Consider the following 23,006-nt stretch of genomic DNA (forward strand, 5'->3'; position numbering starts at 1 on the left):
AAGGTTCGGAACGGTGCGCTGCGGCGGTCGTTTCCAGGGAGAGGCGCGCCACGCGGGCGTGCACCGAAACACCTGGAGCTGCTCATGAAACCCGCTTCCCTCGCCGCCCTGGCGATCGCCCTGTCGGTCGGCACGTCGACCCTTGCCCTGGCCCAGACCACCCAGCCCGGCGCCACCACCATCAACCCGACCGAGACCGAGAACGACGCCGGCACCATCGAGCAGATGACGCCCGGCAACGATCCGGTGACGGGCCTCGACGCTCCGTCGCGCGGCGGTGCCGCAGCCTCCACCGGCGGCGGCAACGCCGGCGATGCGACCCGGACCGCCGCGGAGTCCGCCGCCATCGCGGCCGATCCGATGGCGCGCGCCGATGCCGACATGAAGACCGTGCTCGACGCGCTCGCCGGGCTGAACCCCAAGCCGATCGCCGACCTTTCGCCGGGTGATGCCCGCGAGCAGCCGACCCCGGCCGCCGCGGTGAAGAAGGTGCTGGAGGACCGCGGCGACAGCGCCGCGCCGTCCGACGCCGTGACGACCGAGGACGTGAGCTTCCAGGGCGCCGAGACCGAGATCCCGGCCCGCGTCTACAAGCCGGCGAATGCCGAGGGGCAGCTGCCGGTGGTGCTCTATTTCCACGGCGGCGGCTGGGTGATCGCCGACATCGACACCTATGATGCGAGCGCCCGGGCGATCGCCGAGAAGGCCAACGCCATCGTGGTGTCGGCGCATTATCGCCAGGCGCCGGAACACAAGTTCCCGGCCGCCCATGACGACGCCATCGCGGCCTACAAGTGGGTGTTGGAGAACGCGGACGACTGGGGCGGCGACCCGTCCAAGGTGGCCGTGATGGGCGAGAGCGCCGGCGGCAACCTCGCCATCAACGTCTCGATCGCCGCGCGCGAGCAGAACTTGGCTATGCCGGTGCACCAGGTGCTGATCTATCCGGTGGCCGGAACCGACATGGAGACCCGATCCTACATGGAGAATGCGGACGCCAAGCCGCTGAACAAGGCCATGATGGGCTGGTTCGTGGAACAGACCCTGGCGAACGACGACCAGATGTCCGATCCGCGCCTCGACCTCGTCGACGAGGCGGACGTCTCCGGCTTGCCGCCGACCACGCTGATCACGGCGGAGATCGACCCGCTGCAGACCGAGGGCCAGCAGCTCGCCAACAAGCTGCAGGCCGCCGGCGTGCCGGTGAACGGCCGCACATACCTCGGCGTGACGCACGAGTTCTTCGGCATGAACGCCGTGGTGGAGGACGCCGAGACGGCCCAGCAGCTGGTCGCGGACGACCTGCGGAGCGCCTTCGACACGGCCCCGTCCAACGCCGGCAATGCGGCGGCGACGGGCGGCTCGGACGACGCCGCCACCGGCGCGGTGACGCCGGCGAACGAGCCGGAGGCGCGTCCGGCGCAACAGTAATCCGGCGCGAGCCCCCTCCACAGACGCATGCGGCCGCCGGAGCGATCCGGCGGCCGTTTTGCGCATAGGGTGCGGCGGGCGGTCAGGCCGCGCTGTCGACGGTTTCGCCGGCGCGGTTCTCCATGATCACCGCCTGGAAGCCCTCGAACTGGGGGCCGCCGAGGTAGAGCGGCTTGGTGCTGCCGGCCCGGGCGTGCGCTTGGCGGAACTGCTCCGACTTGGTCCAGGCCTGGAAGGCCTCGAAGCTCTCCCACACCGTATGGGAGGCGTAGAGGGTGTGGTCGTCGTGGGCCGGGCCGCGGAGGAGGTGGAACTCCAGGTAGCCGGGGACCGTGTTGAGGTGGCGCTCGCGGGTCTTCCAGAGCGTCTCGAAGGTTTCCTCCTCGCCGCGGATCACACGAAAACGGTTCATGGCGATGTACATGGCGGATGCCTTTCTGTCGGTTGAGGGATAGGCGGGATCAGAACTGCAGGGTGGCGGTGAGCTTGAACGAGCGTCCGGGCTCGGAATAGTACTCCACCGGCTGGGCGAGGCCAGTCGAGCCGGGTGCGCCGGTGCCGGTCGGGTCCGGCACGTTGAGGGCGTCGTAATAGGTCTGGTCGAAGAGGTTGTAGACGCCGGCGGCGATGCGCAAGCCCTTGACCTGCTTGGGCTCGTACCAGCCGGTGAGGTCGACGACGCCGTAGCCGGGCGCCTTGAAGCCGCTGTCCACGTCGTCGCGGGCGGCGGCGAGCTTGGTGAGCACGTCAACGCCCCAGGTCTCGGTGGCGTAGCCGAGGCCGAGGATGGCCTGGAGTGGCGGGATGCTGTCGAGGTAGACGTCCGCGTCCGTGTCCTTGCCGCGCTGGACGGCGAGCGAGGCGAAGGCGCGCCAGTTCTCGGTGATGTCGACGCTGGCGCTCGCCTCCAGGCCGTAGATGCGGGCGTTCGCGATATTCTCGTAGCCGACGATGCCGCCCTGGGGGTAGAGGCCGCCGGGCGGGGCGATCTGCACCGTGTCGATGAAGTTCTTGTAGCGGGTGTCGAACGCTACGAGCGCCGCCTTGTAGCGCTCGCCCTCGTAGCGAACACCGACCTCGAAACCGTTGCTCGTCTCCGCCTCCAGGTCCGGGTTGCCGGTGCGCAGATAGGTGCCCTCCGCGCCGAAGCGCAGGTAGAGCTCGTTGACGGTCGGCGCCCGGAAGCCGGCCGCATACTGGCCGTATAGGACGACGTCGGGGGCGATGTCGTATTCGGCGAGGAGCTTGGGCGAAATGGCCCAATCGCTTGAGGATGATGGCAATTCGCCCGTGTAGGCGGCGCTGTTCGCGTAGTCGTCGGTCAGCTTGGGGTCGGCGGAATACCAGTCGAAGCGAAGGCCCGGCGTCAGCCGGAAACCCGGCGCGAGGCCGATCTCGTCTTCCACGAAGAGACCCACGGAGCGGGTGTCGACGGCCGGCATGTCGGCCTGATTGGTGTGCAAGTTGTTGCAGGCGACGTAGCGGCCCGTGTAGGGGCCTGTAGCCGGACAGCTGTCCGTGCCGGCGGAATACTGGGTGGTCTCGCCGGCGAAGAGGTCGAGGCCGGCGGTCAACCGGTGGGTGACGACGCCGGTCTCGAAGCGCGCGGTGGCGTCGCCGTTGAAGCCGAAGCCGGTGTCCTCCACGTCGTTCTCGCGGGTGAAGTCGCCGACGACGGAGGTGGTGCGGTAGGCGTCCACGGTGGCGGTGCGCACGAGGCGCTGCCAGTAGAGAATGGCCCGCGCCGCGTCCACCAGGCCGTCCTCCGGCGCCTCGTAGACATAGTCGAGCGACACGCGCTGGCGTACCACCGCCTCGCCGTTCCGGTAGTCGCCGGGCCGGTAGTTGCCGGTGAGGGTCTGGGTGGTGCGGCCGTCGAAGTCCTCGTCGCGCTCGAACATCTCGCCGGTGAGGCCCACCCGGTGGCCGCCGTCGAAGTGCTGGTGCAGTTTCACGAGGCCGCTGATCTGGTCGTAGTCCTCCGGGTTCGGCAGGGAGCGGGTGGCGCCGACACCGCCGACGCTGCCCTGGTTGTCGGTCTCGTGGCCGCGTCGATAGCCGCCCTGGACGAGGAGGAAGGTGTCCGCCACCCGGGTCGCCACGGCGGCGTTGCCGAACCAGCTGTCGTCGGCGGAATCATAGCCGGACTTGGTGAGGACCCCGAGGGTCTTGTCGCCCGGCAGGAGGTCCTCCGGGTCGAGGGTGCGCACGGCGACGACGCCGCCGAGGGCGCCGGAGCCGAAGGTGCTGCTGTCGGCGCCGCGCATCAGGTCGAGGGTGGACAGGCTGTCGAAGTCGAAGCTGTCCGTGCCGCCGTTCGCCTGCCGGGCGCCGTCCTGCAGGTAGGGGATGCGGATGCCGTCCACGGTGGTGAGCACGCGCGGGCCCTCCAGGCCGCGGATGTTCACGCTGTTGGTGCGCCGGTTGAAGGCGACGCCGGCGGTGCGGCGGGCAAGGTCGGTCAGGCTGTTCACCTGCGCCCGGTCGAGTTCCTGGCGCTCCACCGTTGTGGTGGACGGCATGGCGCCGGGGGCGGCGGCAGGGGCGGCGCCGCGCAGCGTCACCGGATCGAGCACCACCGGGTCGTCGGCCTCCGCCGTCGTTTCCGCTCCGACCTCGGCCGGTTGGGCGGCCGTCTGGGCGAGGGCGGCGGCGGGGGAGACAAGGGCGGTGCCAGCCGCCAGTACGGACAGGCGGACGACGCGATGGAGCCGGACAACGGACGATGGCAGCACGGGCATGGGTTCCTCTGTCGCCAGGACGCGCACCGCGGGCGGCGGTGGGACACGGGTGATGGGAAAGGGAAAGGAAGTGCTGGCGGGGCGGGCCGGGTCAGGGAGCGGCCGTCCATGGCTGACACTTGCGCTGGTACTTAAAGGTGAGTATCAGAGTCAAGTTATTTGTCGCGAACCCCTCGCGACCTTCACCCCGATGACCCGACCGACCGTCCGCCTCCGGCGCACGGCCCGGATGCGCTTTGCCTTGAGGCCCCCATGTCCCCTTCCCTCGCCCGTCTCCGCCGCCATTGGCTCGCCGTCGCCGGCGCCACCTTGCTCACCTTCGGCGCCGCCGCCGCGATCGCCGCGACGGCGGATCCGCGCCGCGTGGTGTCGGTCGGCGGCGCCGTGACGGAGATCGTCTATGCGCTCGGCGAGGACGCGCGGCTGACGGCGGTAGACACGACCAGCTACTTCCCCACTGAGGCAGGCGCCCTCCCGAAGGTCGGCTATTACCGGGCCTTGTCGGCGGAGGGGCTTCTCTCGGTCAACCCGGACCTTCTGCTCCTCCAGGACGGGGCCGGCCCACCGGACGCCCTGGCGGTGCTGAAGGCGAGCGGCATCGCCATCGCCGACGTGCCGGACGAGGTGAGCCCGGAGGGTCTCCAGGCGAAGATCCGGGCCGTCGGTCGTGCCCTCGGCGTGGAGGACAAGGCCGAGGCGCTGGCCGACCAGGTGGCGGCGGACTTCGAGGCGCTGGCGGCCGACGTGGCGCGGGTGGAGGTGCCGAAGCGGGTGCTGTTCGTGCTCTCGCTCGCCAACGGGCGGGCGACGGTCGGCGGCGCTGGCACGTCGGCCGACGCCATGATCCGCCTTGCCGGGGGCGTCAACGCGGCCGCCGACGTGGACGGCTTCAAGCCCATGGTGGACGAGGCCGTGCTGGCCGCGGCCCCCGACGTGGTGCTGGTGATGGCACGGCCCGGCGCGGAGATCCCGGCGACGGACGTGTTCGCCTCGCCGGGCTTTGCCGGCACGCCGGCCGCCGAGAAGGCCGGCTTCGTTTCCATGGATGCGCTCTATCTGCTCGGCTTCGGCCCGCGCACGCCGCAGGCGGCGCGCGACCTTGCCGCGTCGCTCTATCCGGACGTGGTGGAGCGCGACGCGCCGTGACGGAGGTGGCCGCCCTCCGCCGCCTCCGGCCGTCCGGCGACCGGACCGGCCGCGCCCTGGCGGTGACCGCCGGGACGCTGCTCCTGGCGCTGGCGGCCGGCGTGCTGTCGGTCTCCTCCGGGCCGACCGGCGTCGGCCTCGGCGATCTCCTCACCTATCTGACGGAGGGCGCGGCGGCGGTGGGCGACCGGGAGCGGCTGGTGCTGGAGGCGATCCGGCTGCCGCGCGCGATGCTCGGGGCGCTCGTCGGGGCGGCGCTCGCCGTCTCCGGCGCCATGATGCAGGGCCTCTTCCGCAACCCGCTGGCGGACCCGGGCCTCGTCGGCGTGTCGTCCGGCGCGGCGACGGCGGCGGTGGTCGTGATCGTGCTCGGCGCCGGCGTGCTCGGCCCGCTGGCCGCCCTCCTCGGGGTGCACCTCCTGCCGATCGCGGCCTTTCTCGGCGCTCTCGTCAACACGCTGGTGCTCTACCGGCTCGCCACCGCCAAGGGCCGGACCTCCACGGCAACGCTGGTGCTCGCCGGCATCGCGGTCGGCGCGCTCAGCGGCGCGGTCACCGGCCTGATGGTGTTCGGGGCGAGCGACGCGCAGCTGCGCGACTTCACCTTCTGGAGCCTCGGCTCCCTCGGCGGCGCCACGCCGGCCCGCATTCTCGCCATCCTGCCCTTCATCGCGGTGGTCTTCCTCGCCATCCCGTTCGTCGCCCGCGGGCTCGACGCCCTGGTGCTCGGCGAGGCGGAGGCCCACCACATGGGCGTGCCGGTGCAGACGCTGAAGCGGGTGGTGATCGTCTGCGTGGCGGCGGCGAGCGGCGCCACCGTGGCGGTGACCGGCACGATCGGCTTCGTCGGCATCGTGGTGCCGCACCTCATCCGGCTTGCCATCGGCCCCGGCCATCGCTTCCTGCTGCCGGCCTCGGCCTTCGCCGGAGCGGCGTTGCTGCTCCTCGCCGACACGGCCGCCCGCCTCGTGGTGGCGCCGGCCGAACTGCCGATCGGCATCGTGACGGCCCTTTTCGGCGCGCCGGTCTTCCTCGCCATCCTGATCAACCACCGCAACGGCCCCCTCTCGGGAGAGTGACCATGATCGACGCCGACGGCCTGATGCTGGAGCGCGCCGGACGGCGCCTCATCGACGACGTGTCGCTCCACCTGGAGCCGGGCACGCTCACCGCCGTCATCGGCCCGAACGGGGCCGGCAAGTCGACGCTCCTGCGCCTTCTCACCGGCGAGACCCGGCCGGACGGCGGCACGGTGCGCTACGGCGGCCAGCCGATCGGCGCGTGGACGCCGCGGGCGCTCGCCCGCCGCCGGGCGGTGCTGCCGCAGGCGTCCGCGCTCGCCTTCGCCTTCACGGTGCACGAGATCGTCCGCATGGGCGCTGTCGCCTCGGGGACGCGGGAGCCGGACCGGATCGCCGAGCGGGCGCTTGGTCAGGTGGGGCTCGGCGGGTTCGGCGGGCGGCTCTACCAGCATCTGTCGGGCGGCGAGCAGCAGCGCGTGCAGTTCGCCCGCGCCCTCGCCCAGGTGCCGGAGCCTGTCGACGGCGATACGCCGCGCTTCCTCTTCCTGGACGAGCCGACCTCCAGCCTGGATCTTCGCCACCAGATCGCGGTGCTCGATGTGGCCCAGCGGTTTGCCCGCGCCGGCGGCGGGGTCGTGGCGGTGCTCCACGATCTCAACCTTGTGGCGGAGTTCGCCGACACGGTGCTGGTGCTCCACGGCGGCCGTGTCGTGGCGGACGGGACGCCCGCGGACGCCCTTGCCGACCGGGTGATCGGGTCGGTCTACGGGGTGCACGGGACGGTCTGCCGGGTGCCGCAGGCCGGCACGCCCTTCGTGCTGCCGCAGTCCCGCCTCGCCGCTCCGCCGGCCTGACCCGCATGCCCCTCCCTGTGCCGGACCGACCGTCAGGGCAATCGCTCGAGACGAAGCGGAGCGGGATGTTCGTCCAGGTCGATCCGATCCGTTCGCCGTCATGGTCCGCGAAGGCGGACCACCCATGCATTTTTCGTGATTGAATTGCGAATCCGATCGGTTTCGGGTGGGTTGGGGTCATAACAAAGTCGTGGGTGGTCCGCCTTCGCGGACCATGACGGCGAGGATGGGGCATCCGCCGGCAGCCAGTCCCTGACCAAGCGCCATCAAGCGATTGCCCTGGGCCGACCATCCCATCCTTGCATTTTAGAGTATTCTAATATACGTGAGGAGAGTGTTTTTTGGAGACGGCGATGACGGACGACGCGCTGACCGGGACGGCGGCATCGGACCTTTGCGGGACCGGGCCGAGCGACCTGGAGATCCTGGAGGGCAAGGCCGAGCACGCGGCCCGGCTGCTGGCCGCCCTCGGCCAGCCGAAGCGATTGATGGCGCTCTGTCGGCTGGTCGACCAGGAGATGTCCGTCGGCGCGCTCGCCGAGGCGATCGGGCTCGGCCAGTCGGCGCTGTCGCAGCATCTGGCGCGCCTGCGCGACCTCGGCATCGTGGCGACCCGGCGGGACGGCCAGACCATCTACTACCGGCTCGCCTCCGACGATGCGCGCCGGCTGATCTCGGTGCTCTACGACATCTACTGCCGCTGAGGGAATGCCATGCCGGTCCACGTGGTCTGCCCCGCCTGCGCGGCGGTCAACCGGGTTCCGGACGACCGCCTCAAGGATGCCCCCGCGGCGCGTTGCCCCAAGTGCGGCGCCGCGCTCTTCCCCGGCACACCGATCGACGTGACGGGCGAGGATCTGCGCCGCCACGTGGCGCGCTCGGACCTGCCGGTGGTGGTGGACTGCTGGGCCACCTGGTGCGGCCCCTGCCGGATGATGGCGCCCGCCTTCGCCGAAGCGGCGGCGGGGCTTGCCACGCGGGCGCGCTTCCTGAAGCTCGACACGGACCGGGAGAGCGAGGCGGCCGGCGGGCTCGGCATCCGCTCCATTCCGACGCTCATCCTGTTTCGCGGCGGGCGCGAGATCGCCCGCCAGGCCGGCGCCCAGACGGCGCCGCAGATCCGCCGCTGGGTGGAGGCGCACGCGGGCGCCTGACTGGCCGAGTCGACTGGCCGAATTGACTGGTCGGACCGGTGGCCGGCGCCGCCCTTAGGCACGCGCCGGCCTGTCGCCCGTCAGACCGGTTCGTCGAAGCGGACCGCCTTCAGCTTGTCGATGCCGAGGGCCTGCAGGGCGAGGCGCTCGTCGAAGGGCTCGGACTTGCCCTGCCGGATCTTGTGCAGGAAGTACTTCTCGAAGCCGATCTTGGCCGCGTGCACCCACTTGCCCGACGACGACCAGTTGACGTTGCGCGGCGGGATCTGCGGCTGCGCCACGAAGGCGACGCCGCCGTCGCCGAAGTCGGCGAGGCAGACCGCGTTCCAGGTGGCCTCCGCGTCCGGCGCCTTGCCCTCCACCAGCCGGCCGATGTTGTGCGCCGTGGCGGTGACCATGCTCTCGATCATGAAGCCGGTCTTCGGCACGCCCACGGGCACCGGCGTCTTGCCGACCGGCGGGATGGCGACGCAGACGCCGACCGAGAAGATGTTGCCGAAGGCGGGGTTGCGCTGGTGCCGGTCGGCCAGGATGAAGCCGCGCGGGTTGGTGAGCCCCTCGATGCCGCGCACCGCCGACACCCCGCGGAAGGCCGGCAGGATCATCGAATAGCGGAACGGCAGGCTGTGGACCGCCTTGACCGACCCGTCGTCGGCGATCTCGCTCACCGTCATCTGCCCGGCGTCCACCTTGTCGATGCGGGCGCTGGTGATCCACTTCACGTGATGCTGGCGCATCTCGCTTTCGAGCAGCGACTTGGTGTCGCCGACGCCGTCGAGGCCGAGGTGGCCGATATAGGGCTCGGCGGTGACGAAGGTCATCGGCACCCGGTCGCGCACCTTGGCGTCGCGGAGCGCCTTGTCGAGCACGAAGGTGAACTCGTAGGCCGGGCCGTAGCAGGAGGCGCCCTGGGCGGCGCCGATGATCACCGGTCCGGGGTTGCGGACGAGGGTGTCGAACGCCTCCTTGGCCTTCAGGGCATGGTCGACGTGGCAGATGGACTGGGTGAAGCCCTCCGGGCCGAGGCCCTCGATCTCGTCGAAGGCGAGGTCCGGGCCGGTGGCGATGACGCAGTAGTCGTAGGAAACGGACGTGCCGTCGGTGAGGTCGATCCGGTTCTCCGCCGGATGGAGGCGGGCCGCTCCCTGCGGATGGAGTTCAATGTCGCGCCGGGCGAACACCGGCGCCAGGTCGACCTCGATGGCGGTCTTGTCCCGCCAGCCGACCGCCACCCAGGGGTTGGACGGCACGAAGCTGTAGGTGGAGCCCTTGTTGACCACCACCACCTCGTGGCCTTTCCCGAGCACGTCCCGTAGCTCGTAGGCCATGATGACGCCGCCGAGACCGGCGCCCAGAACCGCAACGCGTGCCATGTCGTCCTCCCCAAAGTGACGGCGCCGTCCTGGCGATCCGATCGGCGACGGATCGAACCGTCAGCGCGACCTTGCGGCACCTGAACCAACAGTATATTAGATGATACGAAGATACAAATTCTATTCGGAGTCGTCCATGTTCGGCCTTGGTCGTAGATCCCCGATCGCCACCCTCTCCCCCGCGGAGGCCCGCACAGCGGCGGAAGCTGGCACCATCCTGCTCGTGGATGTGCGCGAGGCGGGCGAATGGGCGGGTGGGCATGTCCCGGGCGCGGTGCACGCGCCGCTGTCGCGCCTCGCCACGGATGCCGCATCGCTGCCGACGGACCGGCCGGTGGTGTTCTACTGCCTGTCGGGCGCCCGATCGGCGCAGGCGGTTAGCCTCTGCCGACGGCTCGGGCTTGCGCACGACACCCACATGGCCGGCGGCTTCGGTCTGTGGCGGCACCAGGGCTTTCCGGTCACACGCTGAGGCGCTTTCCCGACACCGTGCATGGCCGCTCGGCCGGGTTCGCTCGGTCGGATCCGGCCGGCTGTTGGGGAGCGCTGTCGCGCCCGCGTCGGCCGCCGACGACGGCGGACAATGCGCTTGCGTTTTGCTCAGTATATTAGTATCTACTGAATTACAAACCTAAGGAGGCTGCCATGACTCTCGACAGGATGGTTCTCGCTTTTGCCGGCGTGATGGTGCTCGTCTCGGTCCTGCTCACCGCGACCGTGTCGCCGCACTTCGTGTGGTTCACCGTCTTCATCGGCCTCAACATGCTCCAGTCGGCCTTCACCGGCTTCTGCCCGGCCGCGATGATCTTCAAGGCGCTCGGCGTGAAGCCCGGCACCGCCTTCTGACACGGGAGAGGCTTGATGCGTTCGTATCCCGTCCGGTTCGCCGCCCTTTTTCTGGCCACCGCCCTCACGTCCGCGATGCCCGGCCTTGCGGTGCCGGCGGCGCGCGCGGCCACGCTGGTGGTCAACCCCGTGACCATCCCCGAGTGGAAGGCGGTCTACGGCCGGGTGGAGGCGCGCGACACGGTGCCGGCCCGCGCGCGGATCGGCGGCACGCTGGTGTCGCTGGAGGTGGCCGAGGGCGACACGGTAAGCGCCGGCCAGACCCTGGCGACCGTGCGGGACGACAAGATCGAGTTCCAGGTGAGCGCGCTCGACGCCAAGCTGCGCGCGCTCAACGCCCAGCTGGAGAATGCCATCGCCGAACTCGGCCGGGGCCAGACCCTGGTGGAGCGCGGCGTCGCCACCGCGCAGCGGCTGGACCAGTTGCGCACCCAGACCGACGTGCTCCGCAACGAGATCGCGGCGGCGGAGGCGGACCGGCAGGTGATCGTCCAGCAGGGGCAGGAAGGCGCCGTCATCGCGCCGACCGCCGGCATGGTGCTCACGGTTCCGGTGACGAGCGGCGCCGTCGTGATGCCCGGCGAGGCGATCGCCACCATCGGCGGCGGTGGCTTCTTCCTCCGCCTCGCCATCCCGGAGCGGCACGCGGGCACGCTCCGCCAGGGGGCGGAACTGGAGATCGAGACCGGCACGGACGTGTCCACCGGCCGTCTCGCCAAGATCTATCCGCAGATCGAGAACGGCCGCGTCATCGCCGACGTGGAGGTGGACGCCCTGCCCACCGCCTTCGTGGACGCGCGCCTTCTGGTGCGGGTGCCGATCGGTTCGCGGGAGGCTCTTCTGGTGCCGCAGGCGGCCGTCGTCACCCGATCCGGGCTCGATTTCGTCCGCGTGCAGACGAGCACGGGCACCGCCGAGCGGACGGTGGTTCTCGGCGAGGCGCGCGGCGGCGACGTCGAGGTGCTCACCGGCCTTGCCGGCGGCGACGAGGTGGTCCTGCCATGAAACTCGGCATCGCTGGCGGCCTGACGCGCGCCTTCATCGGCTCGGCGCTCACGCCCCTCTTCCTGGTGGCGGCCCTTGCCATGGGTCTCGTCGCCCTCCTGACGCTGCCGCGCGAGGAGGAGCCGCAGATCTCCGTGCCCATGGTGGACATCCATGTGGCGGCGCCCGGCCTTCGCGCCGAGGATGCGGTGAAGCTCGTCACCGAGCCGCTGGAGACCATCGTCAAGGCGATCGACGGGGTGGAGCACGTCTACTCCCAGACCCGCGACGACGCCGTCATGGTCACGGCGCGCTTCCTCGTCGGCACCTCGTCGGATGCGGCCGTGCTCCGGGTGCACGACCGGCTGCGCGCCAATCTGGATCGCATCCCCGTCGGCATCGCGGAGCCGCGCATCGTCGGCCGCGGCATCGACGACGTGGCCATCGTGGCGCTCACCCTGTCGCCGACGCCGGAGGGCGGCGACCGCATCACCGCCAACGACCTCACCCGCATCGCCCGGGAGCTGCGCACCGAGATCGCCAAGGTGGAGAATGTCGGCCTCACCTATCTGGTGGGCGAGACTGGGGAGGCCATCCGCATCGCGCCGGATCCGGAGCGCCTGGCGCTCGCCGGGGTGACGCTGCAGCAGCTCTCCGCCAAGGTCACCGGCGCCAACCGCGCCTTCCCGACCGGCCGCGTCCGCGACGGCGGCGGCCAGATCGACGTGGTGGCGGGCGAGACGCTGCAGACCCCCGCCGCCATCGGCAACCTCCTCCTCACCACCCGCGACGGCCGGCCGGTCTACGTGCGCGACGTGGCGGATGTGGACTTCGTCACCGACACGGCCGACCTGCATGTGGCGACCGTGACCCTCTCGGAGGACGGCGGGATCCGCCGCATGCCGGCCGTGACGCTCGCCGTCGCCAAGCGCGCCGGGTCCAACGCCGTGACCGTGGCCGAGGAGATCCTGCACCGGGTGGAAGGTCTTGAGGGCTCGCTGATCCCGGAGGGCGTCGCCGTCGAGGTCACGCGCGACTACGGCGAGACCGCCAACGAGAAGGCGAACGAGCTCCTCTTCCACCTGGGTCTTGCCACGCTCTCCATCATCGCCCTGGTCTGGCTGGCGATCGGCCGGCGGGAGGCGCTGGTGGTGGCCATCGTGATCCCGATGACCATCCTGCTCACGCTCTTTGCGGCGAACGTGATGGGCTACACGCTGAACCGGGTCTCGCTGTTCGCGCTCATCTTCTCCATCGGCATCCTGGTCGACGACGCCATCGTGGTGATCGAGAACATCGCCCGCCACTGGGCGATGGGCGACGGCCGCGACCGGAGCACCGCCGCCATCGAGGCGGTGGCCGAGGTGGGCAACCCGACCATCGTGGCGACCCTGACCGTGGTGGCCGCGCTGCTGCCCATGCTGTTCGTGTCGGGCCTGATGGGCCCCTACATGAGCCCGATCCCGTCGAACGCCTCGGCGGCGATGATCTTCTCCTTCTTCGTGGCGGTCATCGTCACGCCGTGGCTGATGGTGAAGGTGGCCGGCCGCGCGCCCGTGCACGGCCATGGCGGCGGGCATGACAACACCGGCGGCGCGCTCGGCCGGGCCTATGCGGCCGTCGCCCGGCCGGTCCTCTCGTCGAAGGCGGCGAGCTGGGCCTTCCTCCTGGTGGTGGGCGTGCTGACGCTCGGTTCGCTGGCGCTCTTCTACACCAAGGACGTGACCGTCAAGCTGCTGCCCTTCGACAACAAGTCGGAGCTCGCCGTGATGATCGACCTGCCGGAGGGCGCGTCCGTGGAGGCGACCGACGCGGTCGCCCAGGCGGTGGCCGAGGTGGCGCTCGATCTGCCGGAGGTGGTGTCGGTGCAGACCCACGCCGGAACCGCGGCGCCGTTCAACTTCAACGGCCTTGTCCGCCACTCCTATCTGCGCGCCGAACCGCATCTCGGCGACGCTCAGGTCAACCTGTCGCCGAAGGCCGACCGGGAGCGGGCGAGCCACACGATCGCGCTCGACCTTCGCGCGCGGATCGCCGCCCTCCCCGTTCCGGCCGGCACCTCGCTGAAGGTGGTGGAGCCGCCGCCGGGCCCGCCCGTGATGGCGACGCTCCTCGCCGAGATCTATGGCCCGGACCCGGAGACCCGCCGGGCGACCGCCAGGAAGGTGGAGGACGCCTTCCGGTCCGTGCCCTTCGTGGTGGACGTGGACAATTCCTTCGGCGCCCCCGCCCTGCGGGTGCGGGCGACCGTCTCCACCGACGACCTGGAGTTCTTCCACGTGGAGGAGAGCGACGTGTTCGACACGCTGTCGCTCCTCAACGGCACCACCACCGTGGGCTATTCCCACCGGGGCGGCGGGCGCACGCCCATCCCGATCGTGCTGCAGCGGCCGAAGGGCGAGACCGTGCTCGGCGAGCGTTTCCTCTCCACCCCGATCCCGGCCAACGTGCTGCCGGGCGACCGGGGCGTGGTGGAACTCGGCGACGTGATCCGGCTCCAGGAAGAGACAGCCTCCTTCCCGATCTTCCGCCACAACGGCCGGTACGCCGAGATGGTGACGGCGGAGCTCGCGGGCGATTTCGAGGCGCCGCTCTACGGCATGCTGGCCGTGCAGGCGGCAATCGACGCCATGGACTGGACGGGACTGCAGAAACCCGTGATCGCGCTCAATGGCCAGCCGACCGACGAGAGCGTCCCGACTCTTCTCTGGGACGGCGAGTGGGAGGTGACCTGGGTCACCTTCCGCGACATGGGCGCCGCCTTCGGCGTGGCGCTCCTCGGCATCTACATCCTGGTGGTGGCGCAGTTCGGCTCGTTCCGCCTGCCGCTCGTCATCCTGACACCGGTGCCGCTGACCTTCATCGGCATCCTCGGCGGCCACTGGCTGTTCGGGGCGCCCTTCTCGGCCACGTCGATGATCGGCTTCATCGCGCTCGCCGGCATCATCGTGCGCAACTCGATCCTCCTCGTGGACTTCGTCAAGCACGCGGAGAGCCCGGACCGGCCGTTGACGGAGGTGCTGATCGAGGCGGGATCCATCCGCTTCAAGCCCATTCTCCTCACCGCGCTCGCCGCGATGATCGGCGCGGCGGTGATTCTGACCGACCCGATTTTCCAGGGCCTTGCCATTTCCCTCCTGTTCGGACTCGCCTCCTCGACCCTCCTGACCGTGCTGGTGATCCCGGCCATCTACCGGGTGTTGCGGACCTGATCCACGCACCAACCAGGGAAGATCATAGGTCCGGTGACCAGCCGCAAATCATGCCTCCGCAATGGGCATCGTCATTGAAGCGGCAAGGGGGCCATGGTAGATTTTCCCAAGGGTTGGGGCCTGACACCATGACTGATTATCGCAGACGTCGGTTCGCTGCTTTCTGGCTCTTTGCCGGCACGGCGCTGGAGCTCCTGTTTTCTCTTCTGAAGGGAGCCATCGCCGTTCTGGCGCTCGTGACCGTGGGTGTCGTCTTCGGTGTGCTGATGGCGATCGTCTACACCTTCACCCTCAGGACCGCCTCCACCCCCAAGACATCATCCACCTGACCGTTCAAGCCCCGCAAACCCGTTCACGTCGGTGGACGGCGACCGGATCCCGGAGCGGATGACGGGTCGGCTGATTGGCGGAGGCGCAAGCGCGGCTGCCGAATTCGCCAGGCAGACCAGCGACGACCGAACTCCCGACCGTGCACGAATGCGACGGCGGACGTTGACCGTCCGCCGGCATCCCGCCGATCACCGGATCAGAACTTGCACTCGGTCTCGGGCTCGTCGTAGCCGAGCGTGTCGAGTTCGGTGTTCTGGTGCAGGAAGCCTTCCTGCGGCGAGACCGAGACGACCGTGTTGCCGTCGGCCAGGAGAACGGGCTGACGGACCTGGTTGTCCCAGGACCGGACGGTCAGCTTGCTGCCCTTGAAAGCCGCCACGCCGAGATCGGGTCCGCGCATGTAGGAAATCAGCGTCGCCTTGTCTCCGGACTTCGTCCGTGTGGCGGCCTCGCCGATCATCCGCACGGCCAGCCAGGCGCTGCCGTCGCGCGACCGCATGCGGCGCTTGTTGAGGTCCACGAACCGGTTCTGGAGCTGGTAGGCGCCCCACTGCTCGTGGTCCTCGCTCCAGTTGGTCGGCTGCAGGCCGCCGGAGCCGGCGACGGGGCGCGGCGTCCAGGTGCGGTAGGGGACGTATTCGCCGAAGATCTCGCTCTCGTCGGCGACCACCACCACGTCGTGGTCGGGGGCGTTCTGGGTGAACACCGGCAGCTGGCGCTGCACCTGCACGTGGCCGGTGTCGGTGCGCCGGGCGGTGTCGCGCTCCTGGTATTCGCGCTCCTCGACGATCTCGGCGCCGAACCGGGTCGCCGCCCGCTTCAGCGCGTCGGACCAGAGCTTGTCCTGGGGGAGCGCCCCGGTCAGCAGGAACCAGCGCGGCCACTGCTTCCAGACGAGATACTGGGCAAGGCCGTCCGCCAGCATGGCGTAGCTCGGCACCGTGTGGATGATGTTGGCGCGGCAGGAGGCGCCGCGAAGGGCGTCCTCCTTGGCGGCGACGTTGAAGATGAAGCGGTTCTCCGCACCGGAGGCATCCGACAGGGATAGGAGCACGTCCGCCGGAACGTCGGCGAGGATGAAGGCCGCGCCGGCCGCCTCCAGTTCGGTGGCCGCCGCAAGCGCCGCCTCCGGCGTCTCCACCTCGCGGGTGTCGAGGGTGAAGTTGTGGCCGGTGAAGCGGCCGGTGGTGTTGTTGTCCTCCACGGCCATGAGCGCCCCGGCGATGCCGTCGTCCTTCGGCGGCATCTTGGACAGCGACAGGGTGACGTAGGGCTTGGACCACCGGATGTGCCCGATCCGAACCTCGATCGGCTCCGGCGCCTGCTTCTTGGGCCGCGCGGCCGCCGGCGCGCCTTCGGTCGCGGGCGCGGTGGACTGGGCGCCCGCCGGGGCCAACGTCCCGGCCATCGCCAGGATCACCGCCACAGCCGGGACCACACGGTTCATCGTCCAACGAACGTTCATCTGTCTACCTCCCTACCCGGGCCTTGGAGGGTCCGGTTTCTTGCGCGGCGTTCGCGAATGGCCGGAGGGTCGGCCTAGGGGCGGCGGCGTTCAAATTACAAATCGGCAAGATTCGACTTGGAAAGCAGGCGGCTGGGTCCGACGCGGTCGGCACCTGGTTCGGAGCGTTACGACCATGAGAGAAAGCCCGGGCGCGGCGTTCGCCGCGGCCCGGGCTCGTGGTCGGTTTCCTCGGATGAGCAGGGCCGCTCAGGCCTCCTTGGCGAGGGCGAACAGCGAGCGCGGCATCTCCCACTCGTAGGGGTTGCCCGCGACCGCCGCGTTCAGCACCGAGTGCTGGTGGACGTAGCACGGGATGACCGTGCCGGATTCCATCGCCACCCGGGTCAGCGCCGCCTTGTAGAGCGTCACCTGCTTCTCCTTGTCCGGCTCGCCGATCGCCGCCTCGATGGCGGCCCGGAGCGCGCCGTCCGGATCGAACTTGCTGCCGTTGTAGGGGCTGCCGTTCGCAAACGTCAGGTCCATGGCGTCGTGGGCGTTGCGCCGGTTCATGTAGTCCACGTAGGCGGGGCGCTTCAGCCAGATCTGGTCCCAGTAGGTGCTGGTCGGCCACTGGTTGACGCTGACCTTGATGCCCGCCGGCTTGACGCTTTCGGCGAACACCACGGCAAGGTCCACCATGCCGGGGAGAAGCGGCGAGGTGAACAGTTCGAACTCGATGCCGTCCGGATAGCCGGCCTCGGCGAGGAGCGCCTTGGCGGCCTCGATGTCCTGCGCCCCGTCGCCCATCGCCTCCGGGAAGATCGGGTCGCCCGGCGGCACGGGGACGTCCGGGGTGATGGTGCCGTTGCCCTGGTAGACGGTGTCCAGGATCAGCTTGCGGTCGACCGCCAGCTTGATGGCGCGCCGGACCCGAACGTCGTCGAAGGGCTTGGCCTCCTGGCTGAGGAAGATGCCCCAGTACTGGGCGTTCGGCAGGAAGGCGATGCGCACGCTCGGGTCGGTCTTGAGGTCCTTCAGCACCGCAGCGTCGACGCCGTCGACGATGTCCATGGCGCCGGAGGTCACCGCCTGCACCTTGGCGCTCTGGTCGGGGATGTAGACGCACTGGATCTTCTCGGCGGCCGGAACGCCCTCCATCCAGTAGCCTTCGAAACGCTCCACCTCCCAGGCCTCGCCGGGCGCAAAGGCGGTAAGCTTGAACGGGCCGGTGCCGACCGCGGTGGACACGTCCACCTCGCCGACCGTGCCCTCCTTGATGATGCCGATGATGAAGCGGGAGAAGGACTCCACCAGAAGCGTGTCCGGCCGCGTCATGTTGATCTTGAACACGTGGTCGTCGACGATCTCCAGACCGTCCGGCGTGAAGCTGGCCGAGAGCCGCTTCTGCAGCGCCGAGCCGAGGGTTTCGTCCAGGTGGCGCTTGATCGTGTAGACCACGTCCTTGGTGGTCAGCGGCGACCCGTCGTGGAAGAGCACGCCCTTGCGAAGCGTGAAGGTCCAGGTCTTGGCGTCGTCGCTGAGGGTCCAGCTTTCCGCCAGCCAGGGCTTGAACGTCCAGTCCGGGCCGCGGCGGACCAGCGTCTCGTAGATGACCGCGACCAGTTCGAGGCTGCCGCCGTTCTGCACGGTGGCCGGGTCGAGCTTTTCGCCGGCAAAGCTGTCGCCGATGCCGAACCGGATGACGCCGCCGGGCGCCGCGGCGGCCGGGCCGAGGCCGACGCTCATCAAGGCGGTCCCGGCGCCGAAGGCCATGACGGCGGCGAGGAAGCTGCGGCGGTCGAAGGTGAGGACGTCGGCTTCAAGGCGGTCGGCGGCAGGCTCGGTCGGCAACATGGATGGACCCCACACGGCTGTTCTTGGATGGGCGATCCAAACCCATTGCCGCACAAGCAACCATCACCAACAATCAAACCGTCCGAGCGCCCGCGGGCCGACTGAATCTTGAGCACAAGTCCAGAAATAACACAGGCTCAATCTTCGGATTAAAAGCCTACACTTCCTGAAATGTTCGACAAATCGCAATTGTATACGATCATGCCATGAAAGGGGTCCATGATCTACACCGAGAGGTGGCTGTTTTGACTGAACGGTCGAGACCAGATGGACGCATCGTCGGCCACCGCATCCCCGCCGCCCCGCCGGTTCAGCCGACCTCGGCCAGGCGCCGCGGCTCGGTCGCCGCCCCGGACGGCAGGTTGGCGAGGCTCAGGCGGTTGTAGCGCATCATCAGGAACGCCCCGACCGTCACAGGACCCGCGACGAGGCCGCACCAGATACCCACCACCTCCAGGCCAAGGCCCATGGAGAGGAGGAAGCCGAGCGGCAGACCGAGGCCCCAGTAGGTGCAGACGACGATCTTCATGGCATAGCGGTTGTCGTTGTGGCCGCGGAGGACGCCCATGCCGGTGCCGTAGAAGCCGTCGGCGATGATGAAGAGCGCCGACAGGAGAAGGAGCGACCGGGTGATGGCCAGCGTCTCCGCGTTGGCGGGATCGGAGAGGTCCATGAAGACGCCGATGAAGGGATCCGGCATGACGTAGAGCAGCACCCCGACGCTGCCCATGGAGGTGACGCCGAGCACGATGCCGACGAGGCCCGCCGTGCGCGCTTCCCCGTAGGCCCGCGCGCCGCGCCGGAAGGCGATGCGGAGCGCCGCCGCGTCGCCGCAGGAAGCCGCGAGCGCATAGGCGACGCCGCCGAAGTTGAGCGCGATCTGGTGGGCGGCGAGCGCCGGGGCGCCGAACTGCCCGATGACGAGGGTGATCACCAGATAGTAGATGCCGTCGACCCCCTGCATCACGCCGATCGGAAAGCCGGCCTTCAGCGTGGTGCGAAGCGGCGCCGGATCGAACCCGGTGAAGGGCACCTGCCGGCGCGCCGGGCCGAGGTGCACGGCCGACAGCATGGCGACCGCCGTCAGAGCGTTGGTGATGACGAGCGCGATCGGCACGCCGATCCAGCCCATTTCGGGGAGGCCCGCCCAGCCGTTGACCAGCGACAGGCCGAGGGCGGTGTAGAGGGCAAGACCGATGGGCGTCAGCGCATAAAGGATCCACGCCATGCCGAGCACCGGCAGGATGCTCCGCATCAGGCCGAGCCGGAGGATGTTGGCCGCCTCGGCCCAGCGCATCACGTCGAGGCAGCGCTCCGTCTCCGCCACGATCTCCGGCGGCTGGCCGAGCGCCAGGAGAAGGCCGGGCGCCACCGTCATCCAGCCGAACGAAAGCAGCGACAGGGCGAGCGTCAGGTAGAGGCCGTTCCAGTAGAGGCTCGCCACGCCGCCGGACGCACCGGCGCCACGCGCCTCCGACACGGCGACGCCGACCACCAGGAGGATGCCGGCAAGGATGTTGGTGCTGACCGCCACCCGGATGGCGAGCCCGCCGGCCGCCAGCACGTCGGACCCGATCCAGCCGAACATCACCAGCGTCGCCGTCGACATGGCGAGGTGGGAGAGATGCCCCATGGCGAGCGGCCCGGCGAGCGAGATGGTCTCGGTCACATGGGTCCGGAGCGGTTCCGCCCCCCGGAGCGGCGGCGGGCGATGGCGCGCGGTGTCCGGGTCGAGGGCCTCCGGGGCCTGGAGGCTGACGGTATCATCAAGGCGCTGCACGGGATCACATCGGTCTGGAGGAGGCGAAGCGGGCCGCCCCGGCCGGTTGGTCGGGCGCGACGAGCGTGCGGTCGGGGGCGGGTCAGGCGAGGTCGAAGGTCGGCACGGCGGCGATCAGGTCGCGGGTGTAGGGCTCCTGCGGGTTGGTGAAGAGCCCGTCCGCGTCCTGCGCCTCCACCACCTGACCGTTCCGCATGACGAGGATGCGGTCCGCGATGGTGCGCACCACGGCAAGGTCGTGGCTGACGAAGACGACGGCGACGCCCGCATCCGCGGAGATCTCGGCGATCGTCTCCAAGACGGCCGCCTGGACGGACACGTCGAGGGCGGAGGTGACCTCGTCGCAGAGGAGAAGCTTCGGCGAGGCCAGGAAGGCCCGCGCGATCGCCACCCGCTGGCGCTGGCCGCCGGAGAGCTCCTGCGGCATGCGGTCCGCGAACGCGGCCGGCAGGCGCACACGCTCCAGGCTTTCGCGCACCCGCCGCTCCCGCTCGGAGGCGGGAAGCTTGCCGTGGAAGAGCACCAAGGGGCGCATCAGGATCTGACGGATGGTGTGGCGCGGATTGAGCGAGGCGTCCGGGTTCTGGAACACCAGCTGGATGTCGCGGCAGAGCCAGCGCGGCCGGTCCACCGCGAGGGCGTCGAGCCGGGTGTCGCCGAAGCGCATGTAGCCGGCCGTCGGGGCGACGAGGCCGGAGATCATCTTCAGCACCGACGACTTGCCGCTGCCGCTTTCGCCCACGATGCCGATGCGCTCGCCGGTCTTCAGCTTGAACGACACCTTGTCGACGGACGGCCGCGGCGCGCCGCGATAGTGGAGCTCCACCTGATCGACGATGAGGAGCGGGTCGGCGTCCGGGATCGCCACCCGCGAAAGCGCGACGGGCGACGGTCCGCCCCCGGCAAGCGCCTCCGCCCGGTGGCAGCGCGCCTCCACGCCGCCGGGAAACCGGCGGGCGGGCACGGCCGCCCCGCAGCAGGCCGCCTCCGCATAGGGGCAGCGGGGTGCGAAGCTGCAGTCGTCGAGAACGGCACCGGCGGGCGGCAGGCCGGGAATGCCCGGCACAAGGCGGGGATCCTCCAGCCGCGGGCTGAGGCCGAGGAGGATTTTCGTATAGGGGTGGCGCGGCCGCGCCAGCACCACCGGCGTCGGCCCCTGCTCCACGATCTGGCCGGCGTACATGACGGCGAGGCTGTCGGCGAGATTGGCGAGGAGCGCCAGATTGTGGCTGACGTAGAGGACGGCGATCCGCGTCCGGTCCACGATGGAGCGCAGGAGCGCGGAGATGCGGGCCTGGGTGGTGACGTCGAGGCCGGTGGTCGGCTCGTCGAGGATCAGCACCTCCGGCTCGCAGCAGAGCGCGATGGCGAGCGCCACCCGCTGCTGCTGGCCGCCGCTGAATTGGAACGGATACTTCTTCAAGGCGACCGCCGGATCGGGGATGTCCACGAGCGTGAACAGCTCCAGCATCCGCCGCTTCAGCGCCGCGCCGGAGAGCCCGCGGTGGCGGCGTAGCGGCTGGGCGAGCTGGCGGCCGACCGTCATGGCCGGGTTGAGGGCGAGCGAGGCGCTCTGCGACACGTAGGAGACCCGGTTGCCCCAGAGCGCGCGGCGGGCGAGCGGGTCGAGGGCGAGCACGTCGGTGCCGGCAAGGAGCGAGCGGCCGGTCACCGTCTCGCTGCCCTGGCGGAAGCCGATCGCCGCCTTGGCGGTGGTGGACTTGCCGCAGCCGGATTCGCCGGCAAGGCCGAGGATCTTGCCGGGCTCCAGGGTGAGGTCCACCGACCAGACGGTCGGTGCCCGCTCCGGCCCGCCGTAGCGCACGGTGAGGCCGCGGATGGCGAGGCCGGCGGTCGGCGGATCGAAGGACCCGGCGGTGTCGGTCGGGTCGGCGGCGGGGCGCGGGTCGACGATGTCGAGCATCTGGATCAGGCTCCGTGTCCGCTGGCCGCGCCGGTGCGGCCGGTGAATTGGCGCACCACCGCGTCGGCCGTCAGGTTGAGGCCGATGGAGAGGCTTGCGATGGCGATGGCCGGCACGATGGCGACGAGCGGCGCCTTCTGCAGGGAGGACCGCGCCTCCTGGATCATCAGGCCCCAGTCCGCCTGGGGCGGCTGCACGCCGAGGCCGAGGAAGCTCAAGGTGGAGAGCGCGATGATCCCCCAGGTGATGCGGAGGGCGAAGTCGACCGACACCGGGCCGAGGATGTTCGGCAGGATCTCGCGGGTCACGACCGAGAGCGCCGCCTCGCCCCGCGCCTGGGCCGCCTGCACGTAATCCGCCTGGGTTTCGCCGAGCACCGCCCCGCGGATGACCCGGCTCGCCCCCGGCGCGTTGGTGAGCGCGATGGCGGCGACCAGCACAGGGGTCGACGGCCCGAAGGCGGCGACCAGGATGAGGATCTTCAGGAGCGCCGGCAGGCTCATCAGCAATTCGAAGAAGCGGCTGACGACGAGGTCGAACCAGCCGCCCTTGTAGGCCGCCACCAGGCTGAGCAGCCCCGCCGTCAGATAGGTGAGCACCACCGCCATCAGGGGGATCATCAGGATGCTCTGGCCGCCCCAGAGGAAGCGGCTGAACACGTCGCGGCCGAGATGGTCGGTGCCGAGGAGATGCACCATGCTCGGCGGCTGGTTGGACGGGGCGAGGTTCACCGCCGTCGGATCGAACGGCGCCAGCATCGGGCCGACCAGGATGAGGAGGAGGCTCGCCCCGGTGAGCGCCACGCCCACGCGGCCGTCGCGCGCGGCCAGCACCAGGCGCCACATCGGCACCCGGTCGGCGATCGGTCTCTCGGCAAGCACGAGCGACATGGGGGGAGCCCTCGGCGG

19 protein-coding genes are annotated in these 23,006 nt (G+C 70.2%); 11 read left to right on the forward strand and 8 right to left on the reverse strand.

The window, feature by feature from the left end:
- Window positions 1-84 precede the first annotated feature (84 nt).
- Window positions 85-1,431 carry an alpha/beta hydrolase gene (locus tag BUQ68_RS16490; protein WP_075217106.1) on the forward strand — a complete coding sequence of 449 codons (1,347 nt, stop codon included), beginning with the start codon at window positions 85-87 and terminating at the stop codon, window positions 1,429-1,431.
- A gap of 82 nt (window positions 1,432-1,513) precedes the next feature.
- Here BUQ68_RS16490 and hmuQ read toward each other — a convergent pair whose 3' ends face one another.
- Together hmuQ and BUQ68_RS16500 are read right to left on the reverse strand one after the other, a co-directional pair.
- A complete protein-coding gene (gene hmuQ, locus BUQ68_RS16495) occupies window positions 1,514-1,855 on the reverse strand; it encodes a heme-degrading protein HmuQ (RefSeq protein WP_075217107.1) in 342 nt (113 codons plus the stop codon).
- A 37-nt stretch (window positions 1,856-1,892) separates the two neighbouring features.
- Complete coding sequence (locus tag BUQ68_RS16500) at window positions 1,893-4,172, reverse strand: TonB-dependent hemoglobin/transferrin/lactoferrin family receptor (protein WP_075217108.1); 2,280 nt, start codon at window positions 4,170-4,172, stop codon at window positions 1,893-1,895.
- 252 nt (window positions 4,173-4,424) lie between these two features.
- On the opposite strand from BUQ68_RS16500, the gene BUQ68_RS16505 reads away from it, so the two are divergent.
- The 5 genes from BUQ68_RS16505 (at window position 4,425) to trxC (ending at window position 8,348) form a co-directional block, all read left to right on the forward strand.
- Window positions 4,425-5,318 (forward strand): heme/hemin ABC transporter substrate-binding protein, encoded by an 894-nt coding sequence (locus BUQ68_RS16505; protein WP_075217109.1) that lies wholly within the window; start codon window positions 4,425-4,427, stop codon window positions 5,316-5,318.
- On the forward strand, window positions 5,315-6,397 hold the full coding sequence (locus BUQ68_RS16510; RefSeq protein ID WP_075217110.1) for a FecCD family ABC transporter permease: 1,083 nt from the start codon (window positions 5,315-5,317) through the stop codon (window positions 6,395-6,397). The genes BUQ68_RS16505 and BUQ68_RS16510 overlap by 4 nt, the downstream gene beginning before the upstream one ends.
- A 2-nt stretch (window positions 6,398-6,399) precedes the next feature.
- Window positions 6,400-7,194, forward strand: a complete 795-nt coding sequence (locus BUQ68_RS16515; RefSeq protein WP_075217111.1) for a heme ABC transporter ATP-binding protein — start codon at window positions 6,400-6,402, stop codon at window positions 7,192-7,194.
- A gap of 353 nt (window positions 7,195-7,547) precedes the next feature.
- A complete protein-coding gene (locus BUQ68_RS16520; protein WP_075217216.1) occupies window positions 7,548-7,898 on the forward strand; it encodes an ArsR/SmtB family transcription factor in 351 nt (116 codons plus the stop codon).
- 9 nt (window positions 7,899-7,907) lie between these two features.
- A complete protein-coding gene (trxC, locus tag BUQ68_RS16525) occupies window positions 7,908-8,348 on the forward strand; it encodes a thioredoxin TrxC (protein ID WP_075217112.1) in 441 nt (146 codons plus the stop codon).
- 80 nt (window positions 8,349-8,428) lie between these two features.
- On the opposite strand, the gene BUQ68_RS16530 is transcribed toward trxC, so the two are convergent.
- A complete protein-coding gene (locus BUQ68_RS16530) occupies window positions 8,429-9,721 on the reverse strand; it encodes an NAD(P)/FAD-dependent oxidoreductase (RefSeq protein WP_075217113.1) in 1,293 nt (430 codons plus the stop codon).
- A gap of 136 nt (window positions 9,722-9,857) precedes the next feature.
- Here BUQ68_RS16530 and BUQ68_RS16535 point away from each other — a divergent pair, with 136 nt between their 5' ends.
- The 5 genes from BUQ68_RS16535 (at window position 9,858) to BUQ68_RS16555 (ending at window position 15,092) form a co-directional block, all read left to right on the forward strand.
- On the forward strand, window positions 9,858-10,193 hold the full coding sequence (locus tag BUQ68_RS16535) for a rhodanese-like domain-containing protein (RefSeq protein WP_075217114.1): 336 nt from the start codon (window positions 9,858-9,860) through the stop codon (window positions 10,191-10,193).
- A 173-nt stretch (window positions 10,194-10,366) separates the two neighbouring features.
- On the forward strand, window positions 10,367-10,567 hold the full coding sequence (locus BUQ68_RS16540) for a YgaP family membrane protein (RefSeq protein WP_075217115.1): 201 nt from the start codon (window positions 10,367-10,369) through the stop codon (window positions 10,565-10,567).
- A gap of 15 nt (window positions 10,568-10,582) precedes the next feature.
- The gene (locus tag BUQ68_RS16545; RefSeq protein WP_075217116.1) at window positions 10,583-11,572 is read left to right on the forward strand and encodes an efflux RND transporter periplasmic adaptor subunit; all 990 of its coding nucleotides are present in this window, start codon (window positions 10,583-10,585) and stop codon (window positions 11,570-11,572) included.
- Window positions 11,569-14,763: an efflux RND transporter permease subunit gene (locus BUQ68_RS16550; protein ID WP_075217117.1), complete on the forward strand. Its 3,195-nt coding sequence runs from the start codon at window positions 11,569-11,571 to the stop codon at window positions 14,761-14,763. Before BUQ68_RS16545 ends, BUQ68_RS16550 begins: the two co-directional genes overlap by 4 nt.
- Window positions 14,764-14,891: 128 nt before the next feature.
- Window positions 14,892-15,092: a hypothetical protein gene (locus BUQ68_RS16555; RefSeq protein ID WP_139315260.1), complete on the forward strand. Its 201-nt coding sequence runs from the start codon at window positions 14,892-14,894 to the stop codon at window positions 15,090-15,092.
- Window positions 15,093-15,289: 197 nt separating this feature from the next.
- Here BUQ68_RS16555 and BUQ68_RS16560 read toward each other — a convergent pair whose 3' ends face one another.
- From BUQ68_RS16560 to BUQ68_RS16580, 5 genes are all read right to left on the reverse strand, one after another.
- A complete protein-coding gene (locus BUQ68_RS16560; protein WP_245293290.1) occupies window positions 15,290-16,558 on the reverse strand; it encodes an ABC transporter substrate-binding protein in 1,269 nt (422 codons plus the stop codon).
- Between the two features lie 249 nt (window positions 16,559-16,807).
- Window positions 16,808-18,394: an ABC transporter substrate-binding protein gene (locus BUQ68_RS16565; protein ID WP_075217119.1), complete on the reverse strand. Its 1,587-nt coding sequence runs from the start codon at window positions 18,392-18,394 to the stop codon at window positions 16,808-16,810.
- 310 nt (window positions 18,395-18,704) lie between these two features.
- A complete protein-coding gene (locus BUQ68_RS16570) occupies window positions 18,705-20,174 on the reverse strand; it encodes an MATE family efflux transporter (protein WP_075217120.1) in 1,470 nt (489 codons plus the stop codon).
- Window positions 20,175-20,256: 82 nt separating this feature from the next.
- A complete protein-coding gene (locus tag BUQ68_RS16575) occupies window positions 20,257-22,098 on the reverse strand; it encodes a dipeptide ABC transporter ATP-binding protein (protein ID WP_083656648.1) in 1,842 nt (613 codons plus the stop codon).
- Between the two features lie 5 nt (window positions 22,099-22,103).
- Entirely contained in the window at window positions 22,104-22,988 is an 885-nt protein-coding gene (locus BUQ68_RS16580; protein ID WP_075217121.1) for an ABC transporter permease, read from the reverse strand.
- Between the last annotated feature and the right edge of the window lie 18 nt (window positions 22,989-23,006).

Source organism: Mongoliimonas terrestris (genome assembly GCF_001927285.1).
In the GTDB taxonomy this organism is placed as follows: domain Bacteria; phylum Pseudomonadota; class Alphaproteobacteria; order Rhizobiales; family Pleomorphomonadaceae; genus Chthonobacter; species Chthonobacter terrestris.